The sequence below is a fragment of the Bradyrhizobium sp. Ses1 genome (genome assembly GCF_059512365.1).
Genome location: NZ_JCAMOQ010000009.1, coordinates 66,061 through 92,828 on the forward strand (window position 1 = coordinate 66,061; position 26,768 = coordinate 92,828).

The window sequence follows — 26,768 nt, forward strand, 5'->3', positions numbered from 1 at the left end:
ACTAGACCCCTTTTCCCGAAAGCAGGCCTTGCGGCCGGAATTTGATGAAAACAATGGCGAGAACGAACACGAGGATGTCGGCGATCACGGGCGCCATCACCCATGGCAGCGCCGCGCTCAGCGTGCCGATCACGGCTGCGCCCGCGACCGGGCCGATGAACGAGCCGACGCCGCCGACCATGACCGCGACAAAGCCCTGGATCAGGAAGCGGATGCCGAGATCGGCGAACAGGCTGAACACCGGCACCAGCAGCGCGCCGGCGAGCCCTGCAAGCGCCGCACCGAAGGCAAAGGTGGTGCCGTACATCGCAGCGGTGGAAATGCCGGAGGCCCGCGCCAGCGCCGGATTCTCCAGCGTGGCACGCACCCGCAGGCCGAACGTGGTGCGCGACAGCAAGAGATAGCAGCCGATCATCACCAGGATCGTGATCACGATGATGGTGAAGCGCCATGCCGAGATGTGGACGGTGCCGAGATCGATCGAGCCGCCGATCGGCTCGGGCACCGAGAGATAGAGCCCGCCGATCAGGCCGCGCACGCATTCGCGGATGATCAGGCCGAGCGCATAGGTGCCGAGCATCGCGACGATCGGCGCCGCGTAGAAGCGCCGGATGATCAGCGCCTCGAGCACGAAGCCGAGCGCGCCGACCAGAAACGGCGCGGCCGCCATGCCGACCCAGACTGGGATGCCATGGCTATAGGCTAGATAGGTGATGTAGGCACCGAGCAGGACGAACTCGCCTTGCGCGAAATTGAAGATGCCCATCATGCTGGCGATGATCCCGAGCCCCAGCACGACCAGGACGATGATCGCGCCGAAGCTCAGGATTTCGAAAGCGGCGACGAATGCACTACCCATGCATCGCGATCCGGCCGAAGTGCAACGATAACTTCCTCACATCTTCTTCCAGTCGCCGGACTGCTCGAAGGCATGCGCGGCGCGGTAGATAGTGGATTCCTCGAAGTGGCGGCCGACCAGCATCAAGCCGACCGGCAGGCCATCGACCATGCCGCACGGCAGCGACATCGCCGGATGATGGGAGATGTCGAACGGCGCGGTGTTGGAGATCATCTCGAACGCGCGCGCGACATAATCCTCGCGGCCCGGATTGGCCGGCGGCAGCGGCGTCGCCTTCATCGGCGTGGTCGGCAGCAGCAGCAGATCGTAATCCTTGAATGCCGCGTCATAGGCGGCCGTCAGCCGGCGCGAGATATTTACAGCCTTGCCGTAATAGCGCGGGCCGAACGTGTTGTTGATGTAGGTGCCGAACAGCAGCAACAGCTTGGTAGTTTCGGAAAGCGAGTCCGCCTGCCGTCGCCAGCCGCGGTGGAAATCCATCAGCGAGGTCGAGTAGAGGTCGGAGCGGCTGAGGCCATAGCCGTCGCCATACATCATGGTCTGCGTCATGCCCTCGGTGCCGATCGGCATCCAGATCGCGGGGCCGAGCAGATGCATCGGAATGGAAACGTCGCTGATGGATGCGCCGAGGTCCTTGAAGCGCTTCGCCGCCTCGCGAACGCTTTCGTTCACCGCGGGCTCCGCTCCGGCCTGCTCGAACCCTTCCTTGAGCACACCGATCTTCAATCCCTTCACACCCTTGCCGAGCGCCTTGGTATATTCATCGACCTTGGGCGCCTTGATGCGGGGATCGTAGCCGTCGTCGCCAGCGAGCACTTCGAGCAACAAGGCATTGTCTTCCACTGTGGCCGTCATCGGCCCGGTGTGATCGACGAAGACCTCGATCGGCATCACGCCGGTGTAGGGCACGAGCCCCCAGGTCGGCTTCATGCCATAGGTGCCGCAGAACGAGGACGGCATGCGGATCGAGCCGCCCTGGTCGCCGCCGATCGCCATGTCGACCTCGCCAAGCGCCACCACGACGCCGCTGCCCGATGACGATCCGCCGGCCGAATAGCCCATCTTATAGGGGTTATGCACCGGCCCGGTGGAATTGGTGTGGCTGCCGCCGGAAATGCAGAAGGATTCGCAATGCACTTTGCCGGCGATCTCCGCGCCGGCATCCAGCATGCGCGTCACGATCGTCGCATCGAAATCGGGCACATAACCTTCGAGCGTCGACGAGCCGTTCATCATGGGCACGCCGGCCAGCATGATGTTGTCCTTCAGCGCGACCTTCTTGCCCTTAAGCTTGCCGGAATCTGCGCCCTTCACCGTCGCCTTGCGGTACCAGGCGTTGCGCGGATTCTCCTCTGGGCTCGGCCGATAGCCGGGCGTGCGAGGATATTTTACGGGCGGTACCTCATCGGGCATCGCGGCGACGAGGTTGTAGGCGTCGACCGAACTTTGCATCAGCCCGCGGAACGAAGCGACGTCTTCGTCGGAAAGCGCGAGGCCGCATTGCGCGGCGACCGCGCGAAGTTGCGTTGGGGTCGGAAGCACGACGGACAAGACACTCTCCCTGGAAGCTTGATGATGGCGCGCGGCCGCGGAATGCATGCGAAGACGCGGCCCCACCCGAGGCCGCCCGGGTATTACAGACGGAAATATTTTCCTTTTCAAGAATTATTTTGCAGAACTGCGCGCGCGGACGCAACCCCTTGCGGGCGTCAGATCGTCTTGATCAGCTTGAAATCGAGGCCGTCGGCTTCGGCGAGATACATCGGCATCTCCGCGCGGCCGCTGCGAATGGTGATCGGCCCGCGGGCGCCGGTATAGACGATGTTGCGTCCCGCAGTGAGCAGCGGTTTGAACGCCAGCGAGCCCGCGCGCTCGGCCGCCGCCTGCAGGAAGCGCAGACCCTCGTAGTTGGATTGCGCGACCGAACCGATCGGCGGTGCGGTGGAGCCGAACGTGGCGTGATACTGACTGAGAAAATCATCATTGGCGCGCGAGCCGATGCCGATGAAATAGCCGGACGCGCAGAACAGGTTCTCGGTGTTGTCGGCGCCGATACCCAGCAGCACGGTCTCGTCCATCGCGCCGGCCAGCCTGAGCGTCGTTGCCGCCAGGCCGCTCTCGGCAAAAGCGCGGTTGAAGGTGATGCTGTCGGTGCCGATCAGCGAGATCAGTACGACATCGGGACGCGCGGCACGGATGCGGTCGAGATGGGCGGAATGATTGTCCTCGCCGACGGGGACGAACTCCTCGCCGACCACCTGCCCGCCGGACTCGGCGATATATTTCTTCACCGCACGATGCGATTGCCACGGCCAGACATAGTCGCTACCGATCAGATACCAGCGCGAGGCCTTCTTGACATCGGCGAGCCAGTGGATCGCGGGCCGGCTCTGCCAGCGCGGCGTCTCGCCGATCGCCATCACCCCCGGCGTGCGCTCGCCGCCCTCATAGACCGGCGTGTAGATATAGGGCACCCGGCCGCCGGTGACCTTGCGCAGCGCGACGCGGACCGCGCTGATATGCGAGCCCATGATCACGTCGACCTCGTCAAGGGCGACCGCCTCGGCGGCACGGCGGACGACATCCTCGATCGGGCCGCCGGCATCCAGCATCGTCAATTCGATCTCGCGGCCCAAAATGCCGCCGCGACGATTGATCTCGGAGACCGCGAGCAACACCGCGTTGGTGGTGGCCGGCCCCCAGATTCCCGGCGAGCCGGAGAAGGTGAGGAAGTTCGCGACCCTCAATTTGTTGTGGGCGCCACCTCGCTTGCTGAAGCCGACATCAGCGGGATGCCAGGACGGATCGGTCGTTGGCGACGACAGGCCTCTGAACACGAAGGGCGGCATGGGGGCGCCGCCGCTGTTGACGCTGACTGTTGAGAGCACGCCCACTCCTGTCCGACACTTCGCCCCTTGTCGCGCGGTGCATCGATGCACGGCGCCGCCGGTTGTCCCACCCGTTCGACAAATATCCTAGGCGAAAATATTGAAACTTCAACAATTGCCATGCATATAGAACGGGCAATCAGCGCCAGTCATTCGCTCATCAGGGTCAAAACAAAGTCTTCAATCGTGGCCAAACCGCCAAGCCAAGATACCCCGCTCACTGAACATCTCGCCTACCTGCTCGCGCAAGCCAACCGGGAAATCAACCGGCAGCTTGAATCGCGGCTGGCCAAGGAGGGAGTGCCGGTCGAGCAGTGGCGAATCCTGAAGGTCCTGTTCGACGGCAACGGACGTTCGATGGGCGAACTCGCCGAAGCCGTGCTACTCAACCACCCGACGCTGACCAAGATCGTCGACCGCATGGTGTCGGATGCCCTGGTCTACCGCGTCCAGGATCCGAAGGACCGCCGCAAGGTGCTGATGTTCTGCTCCGAGCGCGGAAAAATTCTGTGCCAGCGATTGAACTCGCTCGCGATGAGCCAGGAAGCGCATATCGTCGAGAACTACGGCAACAAGTCCACCAACGAATTGAAGCGGCTGCTGGAAAGTCTGATCGACAGCGCGAATTGAGTTGTGAACTTGTAAGGTGGGCAAAGGCGCGTCAGCGCCGTGCCCACCATCAAGCGCTCCGCTCGTAACGGTGGGCACGCTTCCGCCGCCGCGTGTTGATAGGCTTCAGCCAGAAGTCGCTTTGCCCACCCTACAACCGAGGCGGTTCACGGCCGAAGATGCGGCGTCGTATTCGGCGCGGGCGCCTGCTCGAGTTCGCTCTCTTCCGGCAGCTTCTCGCCGTGCACGGTGAGCGGGCGGCCGATCCAAAGCGGATCGACGAGATGATCGCGGCGCGGATTGCTCGTGTTCGGATGCACGAGGATGCTGAGGCTGCCGTGGTTGAGCATCAGCCACGGCACGAACTCGGCAAAGACCTCCGCGGCGAAAGCCACCTGGTACATGGCCTGATCGTGCGGCCCGACCTTGACGTCGTGCCATCGGCCGAGCGTGACCGAAAAGCGCTCGCCGATCCATGTCCTCAAGCGCTCGGCCTCCGGCCTCGTTGTCGCCGGATCGTAGTAGATATGGGCGTGATAGCTCGCGATCTCGCCGGCCGACCGCGCCATGGCACCTTCCTGCAAATCGCTCATTCGATTCACCTCGCCTGTTCAGGCGGAGTTATCTAAGCGTTCTTCGGTTCCAGCGCCATGGCCGGACGCGCAGCCACGTCCACAGGCATATGATCACCGGCACGGCGACAGTCACCCATGAGAGGTAGCGGCCGAAATCGCCCCACATCAGTGCAGCCAAAAGCCCGATCAACGTCAACACGGCGACAAGGATCGGCGCGCCGAATACGCTGAGCCAACGGGGCGAGCGGTCAGCGCGACTGGTCATCGCGACGCGAGCGCCATGGGACCTTCCGCCCGCGCAGCAGCGGCATGCGCCTTCCTGCTGCGGCGCGCGAACCAGAGATAGAGACCGCTGCCGATGACCACGATCGTCAGCACATCGAGCGCCGCCCAGATGATCTTCAGCGGCATCCCGCCATAATCGCCGAAATGCAGCGGCTGCGAGACCAAGAGCGCCTGGAGATAGGCCGGCAGCGCGCGGGTATCGGCAACCGCCGCAGTCTCGCCGTCGAGCAGCACCGGTTTCAACAGGCGCGAGGTCAGCGGCGTGTCGCCGCGCATGAAGGCGGCAAAATGATGCGACGAGGTGAAGGGCGTGCCGGGATATGCGATGAACGCGATCGACATACCCGGCGCAGCCTCGGTCGCCTGCGCAACAACATCGTCCAGCGACGCGAGATGCGCCGGCGGCGGCTTGCCGGCATAGGGCGCCACCATGGCGGCGAGCTCGGTCGACTTCCACTGCGCCAGCATCAGTTCCGCCCAGGTGTTGACGACGCCGGTCAAGCCGACCACGAGCGCCCAGGCGATGGTGACGACGCCGATCAGATTATGCCAGTCGAGCCAACCGACGCGACGCGAGCTGTTCTTGCGAATTGTCGCAAAGCTCAAACGGCGCGTGAACGGCCAGTACAATACGATGCCTGAAACGATCGCGACCGCGAACAACAGCCCCATGCCGCCGAGGAACAGCTTGCCGGCCTGGCCCGCGAACATATCGGTGTGCAGCTTCAGCACGATCAGCATCGGGCCGGTGCCGACCGGGCCAAGCAGCTTGGTCGAAACCGCGTCGAAGGCGCGCACCGTCGCATTGTCCGGCTTGCCGTCAACGGCATCGTTGGTGAAAGCCATCACGAGCCCGGGCTCATCCTTGTCCCAGGAGATGTACTGCATCACCCGGCCGGGATCAGCGGCGAGCGCAGCTTCAACGATCCGCTGCGGAGGCACCGGCCGCTGGCCGGCAGCAGCTTGCGGCTGCGGCGCATAACCAAGCGCCTCGTCGATCTCGTGGTGAAAGATCAGCGGCAGGCCGGTAAGACACAACAGCAGCAGGAACAGGGTCGAGACCAGGCTGGTCCAGGTGTGGACGAGCGACCAGAGCCTGACAGTGCGTGCCTTCAGCGTCGTACTCCTCTACCATTTGTAGGAAAGGCTCGCCGTGATCCGGCGTCGATCACCGTAGAAGCAGGCGGTCGACGATGAGCAGCTTGCGACATAGATCTTGTCGGAGATATTGACGACATTCAAGGCGGCCCGCCAGTTCTGCCATTCATAGTGAACCGTCGCGTCGCCAAGGAAGACGGCTGGCACAGTCAGCGTGTTGGCAGTGTCCGCAAAGGATTCACCAACGTAACGCAGACCGCCGCCAAATCCAAACCCGCGCAGCGGCCCATCCTGGAACGTATAGTCCGCCCAGGTCGACGCCACCTGCTGTGGCGTGTTGGTCGGCGCCTTGCCGATCAAAGCAGGGTTCAGGTCCTTGCTGATGAATAGATTGTAGGTGGTGAAGGAGCCGGTCACCTTGAGACCCGGCATGACATTGGCCACAATTTCGGCTTCGACGCCGCGCGAGGTGACCTCACCATTTTGGGTCTGCAGCAGCGTGTTGTTCGGATCTGTCGTCAGCGCATTCTGGCGTTTCAGATCGAACAAGGCGACGCCGAAATGGCCGTTGAAGCCAAGAGGCTGGACCTTCAAGCCGATCTCGGTCTGCTCGCCGGTTTCGGGCAAGAGCAACTGGTTCGCGGCGTTGCGGCCGACAATCGGATTGTAGCTGGTCGCATAAGCGACATAGGGTGCGACCCCGCTGTCGAAATTATAGATCAGGCCGACACGGCCGCTGAACCGGCTGTCGTCACGGTTCTGATCCGGGCCGATACGATTGTCGTTGTTGGTTGAAACCCAATCGTTGCGGCCGCTCAGCACAAGCGTAAAGCGGTCGAGCTTGACCTGATCCTGTATATAGGCGCCGAGCTGCTTCTGGGTCAGCGTCGCATCCTGGTAAGGAGCTCCGTTGAAGGCTGCAGTCGGCGTGTAGACCGGGTTGAGCAGGTTGAGCGGCGTCGCAGAACCAAAACCTTGCCAATCAGCCAGGCTGTAATGCTTCAGGTCGAGACCGAACAGCATGGTGTGGCGAAGCGGCCCGGTGGCGAAACGATATTCGAGCTGGCTGTCGAGATCAGCCTGGTTGGCGATGCCCCGGGTCACGAAGTTGCCGCGCGCGAGATTGGCTGCGGCAGGCGTGGTGGCATAGCCGAGGCCGTATAGCGTCGCCAGAGTGACGTCGACATGGGCGAAGCGTGCATTCTGCCGGAACGTGACGCTGTCGGAGAGATTGCGCTCGAACTGATAGCCGAGCATTTCCTGTTCGCGCTTGAAGGTATCCATGCTGGGATCGCTGGCGAACAGGCTAGTCGGAATACGGCCGAACGGCGCGTCGACGACGGTGCCGACGTAAGGCAGAAAGTTCTGGCTGCGCGTCTGGTTATACGAGGCTGATGCGAGCACGGTGAAACTGGTGTCGGCATCGGGCTTCCACGTCACCGACGGCGCAATGAAGTAATTGTTGTTGGGGGTGAAGTCGACCTGGGTACCGCCATTTTGGACCTGGCCTACCACGCGATAGAATAATTGGCCGTTATTGGCCTGCGTTTGCACCGGCCCACCGAAGTCGAAAGCAACATAGGCGTTGCCGAAATTGTTGACGCCGGTTTCAAGATAGCGCATCGGTTCGGCCGGCGGCATCTTGCTGATGGCATTCACAATGCCGCTCGGACTTGAGCCGCCGTAAAGCACCGCTGAAGGCCCGCGCAGGACTTCGACCCGCTCCAGGTTGAACGGCTGCAGCTTCCAGCTCGCGTAAGATGTGTAGAACAGTTGCAGGCCATCGAGGAACAGGCCGATATCGTCGGACTTGAAGCCGCGGATCAGGAACCAGTCGTTGCGGACATCCGCGCCGAAGGTACCAGCCACGACTCCCGGCGCGTAGCGCAGGATCTCGTCGAGCTTGCCCGGCTTCTGGTCGCGGATCTGCTCGCTGCCGATCACCGAGATCGCCTGCGGCGTTTCCATGATCGGCGTGTTGGTCTTGGTGCCAGCCATGCTGCGCCCGGCAACATAACCATCGATCGGGCCGCGCGGATTCTCAACTACGGTCGTATTGCCGCGTGACGGCTGCACGTGGCGCGGCGGCGTGATCTGCGTGGCGCGCTGAACGCGGCGCTGCGCCACAGGCTGCGCGCGACGGCGCGCTTCTGGCGCCTGGACCGTGACCGGCGGTAGCGGTTGCGTCGTTTGCGAAGAACTCGATTGCGCGAATGTTGCCTGGGGCAACAATACCAAAGACGATACCGTCGCCGACGCGGCGACAGCCAACCCACGAAGAACCTTCAATCCACCACCCCGACTGCAGCTTGCCCCCTGCGCGCCGGGAATGACCACGGCGCGCCAGCGGGATCACGCTTAGGCGAGGAGTGGAGGCCACCGCCAATAGAACACCTCTAGAACTTTCAAGAATCATTCCAAGAATGATTCTTGAAATACAAGCGTCGATTGCATCGAGAAACATCATCGCTTGAGCTGCGCGACATCGCGCATGTACGCGAGATCGATCATGCGTCCGTGGCTGACGACTGCGGCCGGAGGCGTGTGAAAGCGAAGCACGTCGGTAACATCAGGATGATCAAGCACGACGAGGTTGGCAGAATACCCCACCTCGATACCGTACTTCGCCAGATTGATTGCCGCTGCCGGTCGTGACGTGATCATATCGTACAGCGTATTGATGTCCCGCTCCTTCGTCATCCACAACAGATGCGCGGCAAGGAACGCCACCTCCGGCATGTTGTTCCGGCCGAATGGATAGTAGGCATCGGAAATATCGTCCTGCCCGAGGCAGACATTGACGCCCCCTTGCAGGAGCTCCTTGACCCGCGCATGCAACGGGCCGGTATGAGGGTCGCTGACGATGCTGACGCGCGCCTGCCGCAACAGCTCGGTCAATTCTCCGAAATAGGATTCGGGATAGAGGGCCATCGCCCGGCAATGATGCGCCAGCGCGCGTCCCTGGTAGCCGCGCAAGATCGCCTGGCGCGCCATCGATTCCAGCGTCTTCATGTTGGGATCGCCGATGTCGTCCAGCAACATCGAGATGTCGGCGTTGAACTCGGCGGCGAGATCGAAACAAAAATCGATGTGGGCCTGCATGTCGTCGGCATTGGATTCGATCCAGGGAATACCGCCGACGACGTCAGCGCCCATCACCATCGCCTCCCGCATCAATCGGTCGGCACCCGGCTCGCGCGCAAGCCCGTCCTGCGCGAATGCCACGACCTGGAGATCGACGATACCGCGGAATTCCTCGCGGACCGCCAGCAGTGCCTTGACGCCCTCGAGCCGCGCCTTGGTGTCGACATCGGCAAAGGCACGGATGTGCAGATTGCCATGCAGCGCCGCCAGCGCGACCGCGCGCCTGGCGTTCGGGATGATCCAGGACGTATCGTATGTCTCCTTCACCGCGGCGGCGAGATCGATCGCCTTCGCGGCCTCGCTCATGCCGCCGCCGTGATAGGCCTCAAGCGCTGCTTCCGTCATCATCGGCAGCGTCCACACCTTGCAAAGATGCAGATGTGCGTTGACGTAAGGCGGCGTCACCAGGTTTCCACCGGCGTCCAGCGTCAGGCGGGCATCGCCGCCGAGGCGCGGCGCTATCTCGGCAATGACACCGTCCGAAATCGCGATGTCCGCAAGCGCGTCGCCCTGGCCCCGCAAGCGGGCATTTCGGATCAGGAGGTCAGTCATATCGGGAATTCCAGTCAGGAAGGAGAATTGAGAAGCTGGGCCTCGTATCGAGGGCCGCAATGCACATCTGATGCAACAAGGATACCGTTCCGGCGCGGCGGTTCACGCCTGCCCACCCGGGCAGTTTCCAACGGCGCAGGAGCGTGCCCAGATCGGAGAAAATCCAACGGAGTTTTACCATGTCCGATCCCTCAGTGCTTGCCACATTCTCCGGCGCGATGGCCGATATCGTCGCCCGCGCCGCACCTGCCGTCGTCTCCGTGCACTCGCACCGCTCGCGCGCCTCGGGCTTTGTCTGGAAAGCGGGCCTGGTCGTCACCGCCGACGAGGCGCTTGCAGAAGAAGGCGAGGTCATCGTCCGCTTTGCCGACGGAACGGAGCGGCCTGCAACCATCGCCGGACGCGATCACACCACCGATGTCGCGTTGTTGCGGGTCGAGACCTCCAACATCGCGCCGACCAAACTTTCATCGGCGGTACCGGCGCTCGGATCATTGGCGCTGGTCGTCGCCGCCGAGCGTGGCGTGCCCGCGGCGGCGCTCAGCCTGATATCGCTGGTCGGCGGCACCTGGCGGAGCCTGCGCGGCGGCGACATCGATGCGCGGATCGAGCTCGACGTCCGCCTGGGGCCCAGTCACGAGGGTGGGCTTGCGCTCAATGGCTCCGGCGATGCCATCGGCATGGCCGTGCTCGGCGCGCGGCGCGTCCTTGTCATCCCGGCCGCGACCATCGCGCGCGTGGCGAGCCGGCTGGAGACCCATGGCCGGATCGCGCGCGGCTATCTCGGGCTCGGCCTGCAGCCGGTCAAGCTCGACGACGGCATCGGCGCGATGGTGATGAGCGTCGACAAGGCCGGCCCCTCGGCAGCCGCCGGCATCCGCCAAGGCGACGTGATCGTCGGCTGGAACGACGAGAAGATTTCCGGCGTGCGGGCCCTGCTCAGGGCGCTCGGGCCCGACAGCGTCGGCGCCACCGTCGACGTCGCGGTGCGGCGTGGCGGCGAGCCGGTGCGGGTCAAGCTGACGGTCGGGGAAAGGCCGGAGACGTGAGCGAACAGACCTCGCCTCCCCTCGTCGTCGCCATCGACGTCGGCGATCCCGCGCTTGCGGACCGGCTCGCCTCGCTGCTCGGCGGCGTCGCAGGCTTGCGCCTTGCCGCGCCGGGCGAAGCGGCGAGCATCGCGCTGGTCTCAAGGGATCAGCCAGCGGGCGAACGATCGGAGATCGAGCTGACGCCGCGCGAGCGCGACGTGCTGGCGCTGATGGCCGAGGGCGCCTCGAACAAGGCGATTGCGCGGCAGCTCGGGATATCCGTGCACACCGCCAAATTCCACGTCAGCTCGCTGCTCGACAAGCTCGACGCCACCGGCCGCACCGATGCGGTGGCGCATGCGGCGCGGCGCGGGGTGATCCATCTGTAAGGAGATGCGCGGGTCCCCTCCACGCGGAGGCGTGGATTGCTTCGCGGAGCCTGTCATCGGGCGGCGATTTCGCGCCGATCCGGTGGCTCGCAATGAGCGCGCGGACAGTTCTGATTCAAATGTCAAACAGCTCTCCGCTGTCATCGTCCGGCTCGATCGGGCGATCCAGCAGGCCTGTAGGATGGGTAGAGCGGAGCGAAACCCATCGCGAAGGAGCAAGCGGCACGAATGATGGGTTTCGCTCCGCTCTACCCATCCTACGTCTGATTCAAACGGCGGATGTGAGTTCGCGTTCTCGCGGCGCGCTGCGCCCGAGGTTTGCGTGACCGTTACCCTCCTCGATATCAGAGGGCGCAGGGAAAGCCGGGTGCTGGTTGCACCCGTGGGTCCCGTGCAACAAAAAGCACGGGGGTAGGACCACAGGTTCAACCGAAGCATTCCGGCTTTCCCTGCGCGATGGTTTACGGCTTACTTCGTGCTCTCCCCGGTGACCGGCTCTTTTGCCACCGTCACTTCGCAAGAAGCTTAGCGCCAGCGTCGGGGCGCCAGGACCACACGACTTCGCCGTCCGCGAATATCACGCTCGTCAGTCGTAACACCCGCGTCCACCGCATCTCACCGCAACGTTCGTGACGATCGCGACCCGCCCCTCATCCGCCGTGAGACGCGCGGAGTTAAATCACTGATTTGCCCGACGGCGAAAGTGGAATGTTTTTCGCGCGAGGGCTGGACAGACTTTTGGTGATTTGCCCGTCGAGGCTGGGCAAGTATTCAATCAGCCTTGAACGGCGCAGAAATGCATTCGCCGTTGCGGGCGATTGCACGTAGAAAATTCCATCCTCATTGCCATGCGCGTCGCGCAAAGAAAGGACGTTCTACGAGGACGCGCCCGCGGCGAATACTTGCCCAGCCTCGTCGGGTTGATTTGTCGCACCCAAACCAGCCACATCATCATTGCGAGCGAAGCGAAGCAATCCATAGCGTCGCACGCGGAGGAATGGATTGCTTCGCGGAGGAGTCTGTCATCGGGCGCGCGTTCGCGCGATCCGTTGGCTCGCAATGACGGCGGAGTTTGAGGCGCAGGAGGCAGTGGGTTACGCTCAACTTCCCTGCGAACGGCCCTCAAGCGGGAGAGGTGGAAAGAGAGCAGATGCTGGAGGCCATCAAAACCTGGGCGCGCACGCTCAAGCGCGACAGTCGCGCTGTCTATCTGGCCGCCCGCGACCCGCGGGTGCCGTGGTACGCGAAGCTACTCGCCATTGCGGTTGCGGGATATGCGCTCTCGCCGATCGACCTCATTCCCGACTTCATTCCGGTGATCGGCTATCTCGACGATCTCGTGCTGGTGCCGCTCGGCATCTGGCTCGTGATCTCGCTGGTTCCGAAGGAGATCATGGTCGAGTGCCGTGCCAAGGCGAGTGAAGCCTCGCCTCCGGCCAGTCGTGCCGCGATGGCCGTCATCATCCTCGTCTGGATCAGTGCGGCGCTGGCGCTTGGCTGGGCCGCCTACAGGTATTGGGGTTAGAACGTCGCCCGAACTCCCGCATAGAAGGCGCGCGGCCGGGCCGGGCTGACCGAGCGCGGATCGGTGAACGCTACCCCGCCAGCGGCGAAATTGGGCACCTGGTCCGTCTCGAAGAAGGTGCCGTAGGTCGCGTATCGGCTATCGAGGAGGTTATCGATACGACCATAGATCTGGACGTTCTTGGTGAGCTGGTAGGAGGCATGGGCATTGAACACAGCGTAGGACGCCAGCTTCGGCGCCTGGTTGGAGTCGTCGCCGACAAAATACTGGCCGCTGACGTAGATCGCGTCCGCGCCGACCTTGAACTGATCGGTGAGCGCATAGTCGAAGCCGGCCTTGATGCGATGGCGAGGAACCGCAGGAACCTGGTTGCCGGGCAGGATCTGCACATTGCCGTTTTCATCGGCGAAGGGACTGTTGGAGCCGACCTGCAGCGCATCCAGGAACCGCGCGTCGATGAAGGCATAGCTCGCATACATCTGCAGCGCGGATGATTTCACCTGGATTTCGGCCTCGACGCCCTGTCGTCGCGTCGAACCGACATTCTGGAAATAGCCGAAGCCCTGCAGCACCGGGCTTGGGATCGCGAGAATGTCGTTGTTGTTGGTGGTGCGGAAGCCGCCGACCTTCCAGGACAGCGTGCCGATGTTCAATTCCTTGGTGCCGCGCAGGCCGGCCTCGACGGTGCGCGACACCACCTGTTGCAGTGGCGGATCGGAGACCAGGAAGGCGCCAACGATGCAGGGGCGCGCGGGATCGGCGCAGCCCAGCTCCAGCGGCGTCGGCGCGCGATTGGCTTCGGAGTAGCCGGCATAGGCGGTCAGCTCCGGTGTGATCTTGTAGGTGCCGCCGATGATCGGGTTGAAGCGGTCATAGATACTGTAGCCGTTCAGGGCGGTGCCGATCTGGTCCTCAAGCCTGATGCGCGCATCGTTATAGCGGCCGCCCGCCGTGATCGAGAACGCATTCGTGACGTCGAAGGTGTCGAGCGCATAGATGCCGGTATACTGATTGGTGGTGCGCAGCGAGACCGGGCCGATCGAGACGGGATCGCCGGACTGGCCGAGAAAGATGCCGCTGCCGCTGACGACGTAGTTCTGGCCGATGGTGCCGAGCTCCGCACTCGCGGTGAAGTTCGAGACGCTGGTGTCGAAGCTGGCACCGATCGTGAAGCGGTTGTCATGGCCGAAGAGTTGATCCGTGTTCATCGCCGCCAGTTGCATGCCCCCCGTGGTCGATTTCGTCGTGGTGCGGTCGTTCTCGCCAAGCACCGCGCCCGCCGGAAACGGATTGGCGAGCTGGACGCCGTTCAGGCCGTTTGCCGGGACATCATCGCTATTGAAGCACAATAATCCGGCATCGGCCTCGCAGGGCTCTGTCGCTGTGGGGTTACCGTCTTGCGTTTTCTGCTTGTAGAAGCGCAGATGCGCGGCTCCCTCGATGGTCCAGGTCGGGGTCGCCTCCACCTTTCCTGTCAGGTTGAAGTAGCCGACCTTATTGGCCGTGGTTTGCGGTGTGGTGTAGGTCGCGCCCCAATATCGCTGCAGCAGTTCGACAGGCACGGTCGCCGCGGCGCCGAACTTGTTGTCGGCAAGGCCGATATTGAGATGGAATTCGCTGACGTCGTTCTTGTGGGCGACATCGCCGTAGAAGCGGCGGACGTCGGAAGGGGAGAAGTTGCGAAAGCCGTTGTCGTGCAGACCTTCCAGCGCGCCATAGACGGCAAAATTGTCGATCTGCTTGCCCCATTGTGCCGCGCCCTGGATGCGGCCGAACGAGCCGCCCATGGTGTTGATCTCGGCGCCCTGATAGGAAAAGCCGTCCTTCATCTGGACGACGACTGCGCCGCCCAGCGCGTTGAGACCGAAGGCTGGATTGTTGGTCACAACATCGATGGACCTGACCGCACTGGTTGGAATCAGGTCCCAGTTGACGGTGTCACCGAAGGCTTCGTTGATCCGTACCCCGTTCTGGTAGACCGCAAGGCCCTGCGGCGTGCCTGCCACCGGAGACGCCACGAAGCCGCGGAACTGGACATCCGGCTGGAAGGGATTGCCGGCGACCTCATTGACGATGACGCCCGGCACGCGCTGGTCGAGCGCGGTCGTGATATTGAGCGAATCGGTTCGCGCGATTTCCCTGCTGTCGACGACATTGACGGCCGCCGGAATCTTGTCCGCTTCGACCGCGGCGGCCGAATCCGAGGTCGGCGTCGGCGCGGTCGGGACATAAACGACCCTTGGCGCTCTTGTCCGCGCGCGCACGGGAGCCGTCGTAGGACGGCCGCGCCTGGCGCGGTCTGCAGGCGTCACCTCCACCGGCGGCAATGTCTCGACCTGCTGGCCCCCGCTCTGGGCGAATCCGGTCTCGTTCCCGACGACAACGACAGCACCCGTCGCAATCGATGCGACAAGCAGCACCCGCACGCCCGCCATTTACCACCCGTTCCACCCACCGTCCGGCCGTTGTCGCCGGTTCGAGCGATACTAGAGCGCAGGACGAGCCATACGCTACCTGTAAGTGTTCCCGAAAGTTTCGGGAAAATTCCCGGCGCGTCGCGGCCGGCATCCATCGGCGCGCTTGCCGGCTATTCCAGATCGAGTTCAATCAGGAAAATCGATCCCGGAGTCGTCCCAGGACGCGATCGGCTGAACCCAAATGCGGGCATCTGCCTGAAATGAATGGGTTGCGGAGCACCCGATGTGAAAATGACTTTCTCAATATCGACGCCCGCCCGGCGCAATTTTACCAAAATCGATTCATTGCCGAATTGGCCGTGTCGTGGGCTGGTTCGGGCGTGATATCCGAGGGATACCGACGCGCCATCGCGTCGAAGGAGACATGCGACGCGCGATGCCTCCCTATTGTCTCGTCGCCGCAACGGCATCATCCGACATCGGCGCGAACGACTTCAGCGTGGCGAGAGCCAGGGAGATATAAAGTGACCTTTCACAAGCCGGTTCCTACGGCCCGCGTGCCCGAACATCCAGCGGAGCGCATCTTTGTCGACCGCTGGTCGCCGCGCGGATTCGCACAGGACGAGATTTCCGAAGCGGAATTGTACACCTTCTTCGAGGCCGCGCGTTGGGCGCCATCCGCCTATAATTCCCAGCCGTGGCGTTTCCTCTACGCCTTGCGCGGGCAGCCGGAGTTCGAATTGTTTCTCGCGCCGCTGATCGAGTTCAACCGCGGCTGGGCGCAGCACGCTGCGGCGTTGATTTACCTGGTGTCGAGCAAAGAGTTCACGCCGCCCGGCAAGACCGCATCTCAATTCTCACGTACCCATTCTTTCGATTCCGGCGCGGCCTGGGCCAACTTCGCCAACCAGGCCGCGCTTGCTGGATGGGCGGCACACGGCATGAGCGGGTTCGACGTTGATGCAGCCCGTACAACGCTGGGGGTGCCCGACGGCTTTGCGGTCGAAATCGCCATTGCGATCGGCCGCAAGGGTGACGGCGCGCAGTTGCCGCCCGCCCTGCTCCAACGCGAGCAGCCGAGCAATCGCGCCCCCCTCGGCGAATTTGTGCAGCAGGGCGTTTTTCCAGAACGATTCGGGGCCGCACGATGAGCGGCATCTCCAGCCTGAGATCCTTCGTCGCAGATACCGCCCGCATTGTCGAAAGCGAGCAGAGCGAAAGCTCCATCCTGACGCAGCTCGGCCCCAAGCTGGCGGCACTGGTGAGCGCGGACGACTGGCTTCCGCTGGCCTTTGCGGTCGCCGATGGCAAAGCCTATCAGCAGTATCTGCTATATGCCGATCCCCTTGACCGCTTCTCGATTGTGAGCTTCGTCTGGGGACCTGGGCAGGGTACGCCGATCCACGATCACCGCGTCTGGGGATTGGTCGGCGTACTGCGTGGAGAGGAAGTTTCGGTGAGCTATGAACGGCGGCCGGATGGCTCGCTGCAGGCCGGACCACCCGTGCGGCTGCCGAGAGGCGCCGTAGCCGCGGTGTCGCCGCAGATCGGTGACATCCATGCGATTTCGAACGGCCTGCCGGACGCCCCCTCGATCAGCATCCATGTCTATGGCGGCAACATCGGGACGATACGACGCTCTACATTCGACCGGCAGACGGGGTTGGCCCGCGAATTCATCTCTGGATACTCCAATGAAGCCATTCCCAATCTCTGGCACGCAGCCGAAGCGCTCTGATACGGCGCCACTCATTGCTCCCACCGAATTGCGCCGGCGCTGGCGGGCCGGCGAGGAGGTGGCGCTGCTCGACGTGCGCGAGGAAGGCCCCTACTCGCTGGCGCATCCGTTCTTCGCCGTCTCCCTGCCGCTTTCGCAGATCGAGCTGCGTGTTCTCGATCTGATCCCGCGGCTCGGCGCCCCCATTGTCGTGTACGACGACGGCGAAGGATATGCCGAGCGGGCGGCGACACGCGTTTCGGCGCTTGGCTATACGGATGTCTCGATCCTCGACGGCGGCCTCGGAGCTTATCGGGCGGTCGGCGAGGTCTTTCGCGACGTCAATGTCCCGAGCAAGGCGTTCGGCGAGCTCGTCGAGGCGATCCGCCACACGCCGTCCCTGTCGGCGAACGAGGTCAAGGCCCTGATCGAGACGGAGCCCGATCTGGTCGTGCTCGACGCCCGGCGGTTCGAGGAATACCGGACCATGAGCATTCCGCGCGGCGTCAGCGTCCCCGGCGGTGAACTCGCGTTTCGCGCGAGGGAAATCGCGCCCGCGCCCGGCACCACCATCATCGTCAATTGCGCCGGCCGGACACGCAGCATCATCGGCACGCAGTCGTTGATCAATGCCGGGCTTCCCAACAAAATCTTCGCGCTGCGAAACGGCACGATCGGCTGGACCTTGGCCGGACATCAGGTCGAACGTGACAGGACCGACCGGTTCCTGGAGCGCCCCGAAGCGACTTATTCCACAGCACTCGCCAGCGCGACGCAATGGGCCGAGCGCGTTGGTGTTCCGGCCCTCGACCGCGCCACATTCGATCGCTTTCTCGCGCAAGCGAACGAACGCACGCTCTATTTGCTCGATGTGCGGACGCCGGAGGAATACGAGCGCGGACATCCGCCCGGGTTCGCCTCCGCACCTGGCGGGCAGCTCGTGCAGGCGACGGACGAATGGGTTGCCGTGCGCGGATCGCGGCTCGTGCTGTTCGATGACGACGGCGTTCGCGCACGCATGGCCGCATCCTGGTTGATCCAGATGGGCTGGGAGGCTCACATCGTCGGGCCGGAGGTGATTGGGGCGACCGAGGCCGGCACTCGGCCACCGCGCCGTCCCGTGCCGGCAGCCTCGGTCCCTACGATCGACGTGGCGGACCTGATCGCAAATCCCGATAGCTGGACCGTCATTGATCTCGCGCGCAGCCCCGCTTACGCCGCGGGCCATATCCCCGGGGCGCATTTCGTGCTGGCCTCGCGCTTCACCGAAGATTTGCCGCGGCTACCCGGCGAAGGAGCGATCGTTCTCACCAGCGCCGACGGCGACGAAGCCCTGTTCGCGCTTGCGGATGCGACCGCTTCGACGCAGCGCAAAGTAACCGTGCTGAAAGGCGGAACGCGCGCCTGGACCGGCAGCAATCAGCCGCTGGAGCAGGACCGGCATTCCTGGATCTCGCACCCTGATGATGTCTACAAGCGCCCGTATGAGGGGACAGACAATGCGGCGGCCGCGATGCAGGCCTATATCGATTGGGAGCTGCACCTTGTCGCCCAGCTCGCAAACGATTCAGTGTCCAACTTTCACGTCGTGTAGGTCTCACGTCGTCTGGGGCGGCACAACCAGCTACAGTATGATGTCATTAGGTTGAATCGGCCTGGCCGCAAGTTCACCTCTCCCGAAGGGAGAGGTCGCGCCGAAGGCGCGGGTGAGGGGCTACGGTCCCTCGATAGAGCAGATCCCCTCACCCGGCGCTATGCGCCGACCTCTCCCTATGGGAGAGGTGAAGAGCAGCACCCTTGGCGGATACAATTCGACCTCATCTCGTGGAACTAGGCGCGCGCTGCCGTAGGGATCAGCGCTTCCACCGTGACGCCGTCAGCGGATGAAACCGTCAGCGAGCCGCCCAATGCCAACAGGCGTTCGCGCATGCCGGTGAGGCCGAAGCCGAACTGGTGATCGGGGCTGAGGCCACGGCCGTTGTCGCGGACCCGAACCCGCGCACAACAGCGATTTCCCCGCACGCTGTCCGGCTGCTCCGCCGGCTCGACGGTGACCGTGACCGCGGTCGCGCCGGCATGGCGGAAAGCATTGGTCAGCGCTTCCTGGACGACGCGGTAGATCGTGAGATCGGCCGTCTCCCCGGTCTCGCCGAGTGCAGGAGAAATGGTTGTTTCGATCGCGACCTCCGGATGCGATTCCTTCCACAGGCGGAACAGGGCAGAGAGCGCCTCGTGAAGTCCGAGCTCGGCGAGCCCGACCGGCCGCAGCTTCTCCAATATCCGGCGCGTGAACTGCTGCAGCGCATTGACCTGCTCCAGCATCGCCCCGCCGTGCTTTCGCACCTGGTCCGGACTTGCCTCGCGCGCATCAGGTAACCGCATCAACGCGCTTGCGTGAGCGCGCAGCGCGAACAAATGCGGGCCGAGTTCGTCGTGCAATTCGCGCGCGATCTCCTTGCGCTCGCGGTCCTGCAGCGAAAACGCGCGTTCGGCAAGCTGCCGCTTGTCCTCGATCGCCTCGCCGAGCGTGGTCGCGAGGTGGTTGAGCTGGCCACAGATCGCAGCCAGCTCCGGCGCGCCGCCCGGCGTCACCCGAACATCGTATTGCCCGGCCTCGATCTTCGCCATGGCTTGCGACAGCTCTTCGAGCGGCGCCAGCGCACGGCCGACAACGCTTCTGATGATCAGGAAAAGCACGACGACGATCGCGGAACCGATCGCCAGCTGGGTGACGATGCCGTCCCAGATCTCCGCCATCTCGTCATTCGGATGCGAGGTGATCACGAGCGATTCCGATTTGCCGCGGATCGAGATCGGCACGCTAACGGACGTTGTCTCCGGATGGACGAGCGCGACGAACCAGGCCGGCGGCGATCGCGCTTCCTCGCGGCTGTCGGTCGCCTCGTCCTGCCCGGACTTTGCGGTCGCGCCGTCCTGCCGCATGATGCTGACGTGACGCAGCCGGCTCAGATCGCGAACGATCTGGTCGAGCCGGGCGTCAGGATCCGGCGCCTCGTTCAATCCGGCAACGATCGTGGTCACGAATTCCCGCGCCAAACGAATGACGCTCTGGTCCTCGGCCTGGACCCGGGGCCCTGCCTCGACGACAAGCCGGGCGATGTTGATGGCGAGACCGAGCGCGAGGACGAGCGCCAGCAGCAGGTTGATTCGCCCGCGCAAGGAAAGTTTCTGCCACATCGCCTTTGCCCACGATCACCCGCGTTCGGTTCCTCAATCAAGAGGAGCGTTGACAGACAAATACCGCGTCTGTCTAATCGAAGGGTACAGCAATCGCGCTGGAGATGCATGAGCCAGCCTGCGGGCGAGCCGCGCTCGTGCATTCTGATGCGGTGCAGCAACGGACTGACGCAGCTATCCGGGACTTCGAGCATGCGCGTGCTGATCGTTGACGACCATCCGATCGTCGCTTCCGGCTGCCGCACCGTGTTCGCCGACGAGCCGGAGATCGAATTGCTTGAGGCATGCGACGCGGAAAGCGGCGAGCGCGTCTTTGTCGCCGAACGTCCCGACATCTCCGTGGTCGACATCAACTTGCCGACCGTCTCCGGCTTCGAACTGGCGCGGCGGATGCTGGCGCGAGACTATTCGGCGCGCATCATCATGTTCAGCATGAACGACGATCCGGTGTTCGCCGCCCGCGCCATCGAGATTGGCGCCAAGGGTTATGTGGCGAAGACTGGCGATCCCAACGATCTCGTCGAGGCGATCCGCGAAGTCGGCAATGGCGGCGTCTATCTGCCGCCCGCGATCGCGCGGCGCGTGGCCTTTGCCGGCCCCGCCGCGGCGCAGAGCCCGCTGTCGAAGCTCAATCCGCGCGAGATGGAGATCCTGCGCCTATTGAGTGCCGGCAAGACGCTCTCCGAGATCGCCTGGCTGGTTCATTCTTCCTACAAGACCGTCGCCAACACCTCCTCGATCATGCGCCAGAAACTGGGCGTGCGCACCTCAGCCGAACTGGTGCGGTTGGCGATCGAGAGCGGCGTCGCCTGAAGATCGCGCACGCATGATGCGGAATTGCAGGCAGCGGTTTTCCGAAAAGATTATGCGCAGACATAGAAGAGCGCCGGAGTGCTGGAGATGACGATTCAGACCGTTTCGACCAACAAATCCCATGGCGGCATCCAGGGCGTGTACAAGCATGCCAGCCGCGAAACCAAGACCGACATGACCTTTTCGGTTTATGTCCCCCCGCATCCGGCGGGCGCGAAGCTGCCGGTGGTGTACTATCTCTCCGGCCTGACCTGCACCCATGCCAATGTCACCGAAAAGGGCGAATACCGCGACACCTGCGCCGATCTCGGCCTGATCTTCGTGGCGCCCGACACGAGCCCGCGCGGCGAGGGCGTACCCGGGGATCCCGCCGGCGCCTATGACTTCGGGCTTGGCGCCGGTTTCTATGTCGACGCCACGCAGGAGCCGTTTGCGCAGAACTACCGGATGTGGAGCTATGTGACGCAGGAATTGCCGCAACTCGTTGCCGCGAATTTCCCGGTCGATCCCGTGCGGCAGTCGATCATGGGCCACTCCATGGGCGGACATGGCGCGCTGACCGTGGCGCTGCGTCATCCCAACCGCTATCGCGCCGCGAGCGCTTTTGCGCCGATCGTTGCGCCGTCACAGGTGCCCTGGGGCATCAAGGCGCTCGGCGGCTATCTCGGCGATGACAGAAGCGCATGGCGCAAGCATGACGCGGTGGCGCTGATCGACGACGGCGCCCGGTTTTCCGACCTCTTGGTGGACGTCGGCGATGCCGACTCCTTCCTTGCTGAACAGCTTCGCCCGGAACTGCTGCAACAGGCCTGCGCGCAGGCAAATATCCCGCTCCTGCTCCGACGCCAGGAAGGCTACGACCATAGCTATTATTTCATCTCCACCTTCATGAGCGATCACTTGCGCTGGCACGCCGCGCGGCTGACGGCCTGAACCATCTCCATTGCGGCCACGGGTACGGCGGCATTCGACATCATTGCCGCGACGGCAGACCGCGCTCTCATGATCGTGATCGGGCGGAATCGAGGACGTCGCAACGACAAAATGCGGGGTTGCAAGCCAGGACAATTCAGTCATCTTGCAGCCCACAAGTAGCTCCATCGCCGGTCAAGGCGAGGAGGCGTTCGGAGGAAACATGGTCCGATGGCTGGTCGCCGCAATCGGTCTGATCGCAATGACGGTGCCCGTGCGTGCCGCCGAGCCGATCGAGATCGGCATCGGCTATCTCGGCCGCGCCGGCGTGCAGCAGACACTGTCGCTGGTCGAGCAGCCCGCCGAGAATGACGGCATCGCCGGCGCGCGGCTTGCGGTCGAGGACAACAACACCACCGGAAAATTCCTCAACCAGCGCTTTAACCTGGAAGAGGTCCGTCTCAAGGAAGGCGAGGACGCAGCGAAGGCCGCGACTGCGCTCGCCGATCGCAATGGCTTCATCATCGCCGATCTTCCACCGGATGCGCTGCTGCAGGCGGCGGACGCACTGCGCGATCGTGGCACGGTGCTCTTGAACGCCGGCGCGATCGACGACCGGCTGCGTGAGCAGGACTGCCGCGCCAACGTGATCCACGTCGCGCCGACGCGCTCGATGCTGGCGGATGCGCTGGCGCAATATCTGGTGTGGAAGCAATGGAAGCGCTGGTTCCTCGTGGTCGGCTCACACGACAAGGACAAGCTCTATGCCGATGCGCTGCGCCGCGCGGCGACGCGGTTCGGCGCCAAGATCGTGCAGGAGAAGATCTTCGAGGACACCGGCGGCGCCCGCCGCACCGACAGCGGCGTGACGCTGATCCAGCGGCAGATGCCGGTCTTCACCCAGCAGATTCCGGCCTATGACGTGCTGGTTGCCGCTGATGAAAGCGAGGTCTTCGCGTCCTATCTGCCCTATCGCACCTGGGACCCGCGGCCGGTCGCGGGCTCGGCCGGGCTCGTGCCGACGAGCTGGGACGCAGCGCAGGATCAGTGGGGCGCGGTCCAGATCCAGAACCGCTTCGTGAAACTGAATTCGCGGCGCATGACCGCGCTCGACATGCAGGCCTGGACCGCCGCGCGCATGATCGGCGAAGCCGCCTCGCGCGCGAACTCGGGCGACCCGAAGAAGCTGCTTGCTTTCCTCAAGGGACCGGATTTCTCGGTGGCGGCGTTCAAGGGCACGCGGCTGACGCTGCGCGACTGGAACCTGCAGCTTCGCCAGCCGATTCTTCTGGTCGATGGACGCATGGTCGTCTCGGTGTCGCCGCAGGAAGGTTTCCTGCACCAGGTCTCCGAGCTCGACACGCTCGGCGTCGACCGTCCCGAGACGAAATGCAAGCTGCAATGAGGGAGAGATCGCGCATGTGGCGCCGCTGTCTGCTTTCCGGAACGGTCCTTTGGCTCACGGCCGCCGCCCCCGCTTTCGCCTTCATGGCTTACGTCTCGAACGAGAAGGGCAACACTGTTTCGGTGATTGACACCGATAGCTGGACGGTGACGAAAACCATCAAGGTCGGCCAGCGGCCGCGCGGCATCGAATTCAGCCGCGACGGCAAGTTCGTGATGGTCGCGGTCGGCGACGACGACACCATCCAGGTGATCGACGCCAAGAAGCAGGAGGTGGTGGATACCCTACCCTCCGGTCCCGATCCGGAACTGTTCACCCAGGATGCCGCGGGCAAGATCATGTACGTCGCCAACGAGAACGACAATACGGTGACCGTGATCGATCTCGAAAAGCGCGCCCGCATCGGCGACGTCCAGGTCGGCGTCGAGCCGGAGGGCATGACGATCAGCCCTGACGGCAAGATCCTGATCAACACCTCCGAGACCACCAACATGGCGCATTTCATCGATACGTCGACGCGCCAGATCGTCGCCAACGTGCTGGTCGACGCCCGGCCGCGCTTTGCCGAGTTCAAGCATGACGGCTCGGAATTGTGGGTCTCGTCCGAGATCGGCGGCACGGTGTCGATCGTCGATCCCGTCAAGCACGTGGTGAGCGGCAAGGTCACCTTCAACATTCCCGGCCTGCGCAGCGAGGCGATCCAGCCGGTCGGCATCGGCATGACCAAGGACGACAAGACCGCCTTCGTCGCGCTCGGCCCCGCCAACCGCATCGCGGTGGTCGACGCCATCAATCACAAGGTGATCAAATATCTCCTGGTCGGGCAGCGCGTCTGGCACATGGCGTTCACGCCGGACGAGAAATACCTGCTGGTGACCAATGGCGTGTCCAACGACGTCTCCGTCATCGACGTCGCCGCGCAAAAGGTGATCAAGACCATCCAGGTCGGCGAACTTCCCTGGGGCGTTACGATTGCACCGCAATGACAGCAGCCGAGATACCCATCGCTGACAAATCATCGCCGGACATGTCGGCCCGGCACGATCCTGCCGGCGTTGCCGCTCTGTCGATCGACGGCGTCAGCCATTCCTATGGCGCGCGCCGCGCGCTGATCGATGTGAGCTTTGACGTCGCGCCGGCGAGCTTCACCGCGCTGCTCGGCCTGAACGGCGCCGGCAAGAGCACGCTGTTCTCGCTGATCACCCGATTGTTCGGCATCCAGGCAGGTCGCATCGGCATTTTCGGCCACGACATCAGCCGCGCGCCGGGCGAGGCGCTGCGGCTGCTCGGCGTCGTATTCCAGCCGCGCACGCTCGACCTCGATCTGTCGGTGACGCAGAACCTGCTCTATCACGCCGCCCTGCACGGCATCGGCCGGCGCGAGGCGCGGCTGCGCTCAGGCGAGGTGCTGGCGCGTATTGCGCTCTCCGACCGCGCCGGCAGCAAGGTGCGCGATCTCTCCGGCGGCCAGATGCGCCGGCTGGAGATCGCGCGTGCACTGCTGCACCGGCCGCGCCTGTTGCTGCTGGACGAGGCGACGGTCGGCCTCGACGTCAAGGCCCGTTCAGACATCCTTAACCACGTCCGACAGCTCGTCTCCGAGCAAGGCATCGGCGTGCTCTGGGCCACGCATTTGTTCGACGAGATCACGGCAAGCGATGACCTCGTGGTGCTGCACCAGGGCAAGGTGCTGGCGCGCGGCCAGGTCTCACGCGTGATCGCGGACACTGGCGCGCAGGACATCAACACCGCCTTCATGCGCCTGACCGGGGCTGCAGGGAAAGCCGGGAGCGAGGCATCATGAGCTCCATCACCGTCACGCCGTCACGGCGCGGTTTTTCGTTCGGCGAATACCTCACCTGCCTGAACGGCATCGTGTGGCGCGAGGCGCTGCGCTTTCTGCATCAGCGCGAACGCTTCGTCTCGGCGCTGGTCAGGCCGCTGGTATGGCTGTTCATCTTCGCCGCCGGCTTCCGCCAGGTGCTGGGCATCTCGATCATTCCGCCCTACGAGACCTACATCCTCTACGAGGTCTATATCGCGCCGGGACTGATGGCGATGATCCAGCTTTTCAACGGCATGCAATCCTCGCTCTCGATGGTCTATGACCGCGAGATGGGCAATATGCGCACGCTGCTGGTGAGCCCGCTGCCGCGCGGCTACCTGTTATTCTGCAAACTGCTGGCGGGCACGGCGGTCTCGCTGTTGCAGGTCTATGCCTTCCTCGTCATCGCATGGCTCTGGGACATCACGCCGCCGCCGATCGGCTATCTCACCGTGCTGCCGGCGCTGGTGCTGTCAGGGCTGATGTTGGGGGCGCTCGGCATGCTGATCTCCTCGGGGATCAAGCAGCTCGAGAATTTTGCCGGCGTCATGAACTTCGTGATCTTTCCAATGTTCTTTGCCTCATCCGCGCTGTATCCGCTGTGGCGGGTGCAGGAAGGCAGCCCGATGCTTTACTATGTCTGCCAGTTCAATCCATTCACCCACGCGGTCGAATTGATCCGCTTTGCGTTGTATGGCCAGATCAACTGGATTTCGCTCGGCGTCGTCGCCGGCTGCACGGCGGTCTTCATGATCGGCGCGATCCTGGCCTATGATCCCTCGCGCGGATTGGCGCGGCGCGGGCCTGCGGGAGGGGAGACATGATCGGGCGAACTGCGGTCGCAGCATTGCTTTTCCTCGTGGCCTCGGACGGCGCCGGTCGTGCCGCAGATCCGCGCTATCCCGACTGGCCCTGCGCGCAGGCCAAAGTGCCGGAGATTTCGCTCGCGGCGGTCTGGGCGGGACCGCCGCTCGACGACGTCCAGAACAAATGGAAAGAGGACCCCAAGATCAGCGCGCTGGTGGAGAAGCTGGCCGCGCGGCGCACGCCGCTTGATGATGCCGAAAAGGCGATCACTGACTTCCTTGCGGCTTCCGCGTCCGACAAGACCACCGCCGGCAAGCTGCTGTTCGCCGGCTTGTTCGATTCGCTTAACGCCCAGCGTTCCTCGGTCATGAACGGCATCGAGCGGGTGACACGCAAGCAACGCGAGGCGGCCGAGAAGGTCCGCGCCGATACGCTCGCGCTGCAGGCGCTGCAGAACGCGTCCTCGCCCGATCAGGCCAAGGTCGACGAACTCAGTAACCAGCTCCTGTGGGAAACACGGATCTTCGAGGACCGCCAACGTGTGGTCAGATTTGTCTGCGAAGTACCGACAACAATCGACCAGCGCCTGTTCGCGCTTGGCCGTACGATCCAGCAAGAGATGGAGTAGCGCCGGTTCCGGCGCAAAAAGGTCAGTACAGCTCACCTTTTGTCCGGTTCCGCCGACTAAATGCCGGAACCAAATGTGATTCCAGCGTCTT

Annotated in this window: 23 protein-coding genes; 14 read left to right on the top strand and 9 right to left on the bottom strand. The window is 63.6% G+C overall.

Features of this window, described 5'->3' with window-relative positions; translation table 11 throughout:
* Nucleotide 1 precedes the first annotated feature (1 nt).
* The 3 genes from AC5ZG5_RS13490 to AC5ZG5_RS13500 form a co-directional block, all read right to left on the bottom strand.
* Nucleotides 2-859, bottom strand: a complete 858-nt coding sequence (locus AC5ZG5_RS13490) for a branched-chain amino acid ABC transporter permease (RefSeq protein ID WP_456642615.1) — start codon at nucleotides 857-859, stop codon at nucleotides 2-4.
* A 36-nt stretch (nucleotides 860-895) separates the two neighbouring features.
* Nucleotides 896-2,410 carry an amidase gene (locus tag AC5ZG5_RS13495; protein ID WP_456642614.1) on the bottom strand — a complete coding sequence of 505 codons (1,515 nt, stop codon included), beginning with the start codon at nucleotides 2,408-2,410 and terminating at the stop codon, nucleotides 896-898.
* A 158-nt stretch (nucleotides 2,411-2,568) separates the two neighbouring features.
* Nucleotides 2,569-3,747, bottom strand: a complete 1,179-nt coding sequence (locus tag AC5ZG5_RS13500; RefSeq protein WP_456642613.1) for a substrate-binding domain-containing protein — start codon at nucleotides 3,745-3,747, stop codon at nucleotides 2,569-2,571.
* Nucleotides 3,748-3,933: 186 nt separating this feature from the next.
* Between AC5ZG5_RS13500 and AC5ZG5_RS13505 the strand changes: the two genes are divergently transcribed.
* Nucleotides 3,934-4,377: a MarR family winged helix-turn-helix transcriptional regulator gene (locus tag AC5ZG5_RS13505; protein ID WP_456642657.1), complete on the top strand. Its 444-nt coding sequence runs from the start codon at nucleotides 3,934-3,936 to the stop codon at nucleotides 4,375-4,377.
* 146 nt (nucleotides 4,378-4,523) lie between these two features.
* Here the strand turns inward: AC5ZG5_RS13505 and AC5ZG5_RS13510 are convergent, their stop codons facing one another.
* From AC5ZG5_RS13510 to AC5ZG5_RS13525, 4 genes are all read right to left on the bottom strand, one after another.
* Nucleotides 4,524-4,949 carry a DOPA 4,5-dioxygenase family protein gene (locus AC5ZG5_RS13510; protein ID WP_245474619.1) on the bottom strand — a complete coding sequence of 142 codons (426 nt, stop codon included), beginning with the start codon at nucleotides 4,947-4,949 and terminating at the stop codon, nucleotides 4,524-4,526.
* Between the two features lie 243 nt (nucleotides 4,950-5,192).
* Nucleotides 5,193-6,332 (bottom strand): PepSY-associated TM helix domain-containing protein, encoded by a 1,140-nt coding sequence (locus tag AC5ZG5_RS13515; protein ID WP_456642656.1) that lies wholly within the window; start codon nucleotides 6,330-6,332, stop codon nucleotides 5,193-5,195.
* A 12-nt stretch (nucleotides 6,333-6,344) separates the two neighbouring features.
* The gene (locus AC5ZG5_RS13520; protein ID WP_456642612.1) at nucleotides 6,345-8,603 is read right to left on the bottom strand and encodes a TonB-dependent siderophore receptor; all 2,259 of its coding nucleotides are present in this window, start codon (nucleotides 8,601-8,603) and stop codon (nucleotides 6,345-6,347) included.
* A 174-nt stretch (nucleotides 8,604-8,777) separates the two neighbouring features.
* On the bottom strand, nucleotides 8,778-10,010 hold the full coding sequence (locus tag AC5ZG5_RS13525; RefSeq protein WP_456642611.1) for an amidohydrolase family protein: 1,233 nt from the start codon (nucleotides 10,008-10,010) through the stop codon (nucleotides 8,778-8,780).
* Nucleotides 10,011-10,189: 179 nt separating this feature from the next.
* On the opposite strand from AC5ZG5_RS13525, the gene AC5ZG5_RS13530 reads away from it, so the two are divergent.
* The 3 genes from AC5ZG5_RS13530 (at nucleotide 10,190) to AC5ZG5_RS13540 (ending at nucleotide 12,955) form a co-directional block, all read left to right on the top strand.
* Nucleotides 10,190-11,059 (top strand): S1C family serine protease, encoded by an 870-nt coding sequence (locus AC5ZG5_RS13530; RefSeq protein ID WP_456642610.1) that lies wholly within the window; start codon nucleotides 10,190-10,192, stop codon nucleotides 11,057-11,059.
* Entirely contained in the window at nucleotides 11,056-11,430 is a 375-nt protein-coding gene (locus tag AC5ZG5_RS13535; RefSeq protein ID WP_130224997.1) for a response regulator transcription factor, read from the top strand. Before AC5ZG5_RS13530 ends, AC5ZG5_RS13535 begins: the two co-directional genes overlap by 4 nt.
* A 1,150-nt stretch (nucleotides 11,431-12,580) precedes the next feature.
* The gene (locus tag AC5ZG5_RS13540; RefSeq protein ID WP_130229612.1) at nucleotides 12,581-12,955 is read left to right on the top strand and encodes a YkvA family protein; all 375 of its coding nucleotides are present in this window, start codon (nucleotides 12,581-12,583) and stop codon (nucleotides 12,953-12,955) included.
* Here the strand turns inward: AC5ZG5_RS13540 and AC5ZG5_RS13545 are convergent.
* A complete protein-coding gene (locus AC5ZG5_RS13545) occupies nucleotides 12,952-15,390 on the bottom strand; it encodes a TonB-dependent receptor (RefSeq protein ID WP_456642609.1) in 2,439 nt (812 codons plus the stop codon). The genes AC5ZG5_RS13540 and AC5ZG5_RS13545 overlap by 4 nt on opposite strands.
* A 506-nt stretch (nucleotides 15,391-15,896) precedes the next feature.
* Here AC5ZG5_RS13545 and AC5ZG5_RS13550 point away from each other — a divergent pair.
* Genes AC5ZG5_RS13550 through AC5ZG5_RS13560 form a run of 3 tightly spaced genes read left to right on the top strand, consistent with a single transcriptional unit; the run spans nucleotide 15,897 to nucleotide 18,683 of the window.
* Nucleotides 15,897-16,523 (top strand): nitroreductase family protein, encoded by a 627-nt coding sequence (locus AC5ZG5_RS13550; RefSeq protein WP_456642608.1) that lies wholly within the window; start codon nucleotides 15,897-15,899, stop codon nucleotides 16,521-16,523.
* On the top strand, nucleotides 16,520-17,110 hold the full coding sequence (locus AC5ZG5_RS13555) for a cysteine dioxygenase family protein (protein ID WP_456642607.1): 591 nt from the start codon (nucleotides 16,520-16,522) through the stop codon (nucleotides 17,108-17,110). Before AC5ZG5_RS13550 ends, AC5ZG5_RS13555 begins: the two co-directional genes overlap by 4 nt.
* Entirely contained in the window at nucleotides 17,067-18,683 is a 1,617-nt protein-coding gene (locus tag AC5ZG5_RS13560; protein WP_456642606.1) for a rhodanese-like domain-containing protein, read from the top strand. The genes AC5ZG5_RS13555 and AC5ZG5_RS13560 overlap by 44 nt, the downstream gene beginning before the upstream one ends.
* A gap of 236 nt (nucleotides 18,684-18,919) precedes the next feature.
* Here the strand turns inward: AC5ZG5_RS13560 and AC5ZG5_RS13565 are convergent, their stop codons facing one another.
* Entirely contained in the window at nucleotides 18,920-20,287 is a 1,368-nt protein-coding gene (locus tag AC5ZG5_RS13565) for a histidine kinase (RefSeq protein ID WP_456642605.1), read from the bottom strand.
* A 192-nt stretch (nucleotides 20,288-20,479) separates the two neighbouring features.
* Between AC5ZG5_RS13565 and AC5ZG5_RS13570 the strand changes: the two genes are divergently transcribed.
* From AC5ZG5_RS13570 to AC5ZG5_RS13600, 7 genes are all read left to right on the top strand, one after another.
* Entirely contained in the window at nucleotides 20,480-21,100 is a 621-nt protein-coding gene (locus tag AC5ZG5_RS13570; protein ID WP_130229615.1) for a response regulator transcription factor, read from the top strand.
* 87 nt (nucleotides 21,101-21,187) lie between these two features.
* A complete protein-coding gene (gene fghA, locus AC5ZG5_RS13575) occupies nucleotides 21,188-22,033 on the top strand; it encodes an S-formylglutathione hydrolase (protein ID WP_456642604.1) in 846 nt (281 codons plus the stop codon).
* Nucleotides 22,034-22,235: 202 nt separating this feature from the next.
* Complete coding sequence (locus tag AC5ZG5_RS13580) at nucleotides 22,236-23,417, top strand: ABC transporter substrate-binding protein (protein ID WP_456642603.1); 1,182 nt, start codon at nucleotides 22,236-22,238, stop codon at nucleotides 23,415-23,417.
* Between the two features lie 14 nt (nucleotides 23,418-23,431).
* Entirely contained in the window at nucleotides 23,432-24,403 is a 972-nt protein-coding gene (locus tag AC5ZG5_RS13585) for a YVTN family beta-propeller repeat protein (protein WP_456642602.1), read from the top strand.
* A gap of 41 nt (nucleotides 24,404-24,444) precedes the next feature.
* Complete coding sequence (locus AC5ZG5_RS13590) at nucleotides 24,445-25,221, top strand: ABC transporter ATP-binding protein (RefSeq protein WP_456642655.1); 777 nt, start codon at nucleotides 24,445-24,447, stop codon at nucleotides 25,219-25,221.
* On the top strand, nucleotides 25,218-26,066 hold the full coding sequence (locus tag AC5ZG5_RS13595) for an ABC transporter permease (protein WP_130229619.1): 849 nt from the start codon (nucleotides 25,218-25,220) through the stop codon (nucleotides 26,064-26,066). Before AC5ZG5_RS13590 ends, AC5ZG5_RS13595 begins: the two co-directional genes overlap by 4 nt.
* A complete protein-coding gene (locus AC5ZG5_RS13600) occupies nucleotides 26,063-26,677 on the top strand; it encodes a hypothetical protein (protein WP_456642600.1) in 615 nt (204 codons plus the stop codon). Before AC5ZG5_RS13595 ends, AC5ZG5_RS13600 begins: the two co-directional genes overlap by 4 nt.
* Nucleotides 26,678-26,768 lie beyond the last annotated feature (91 nt).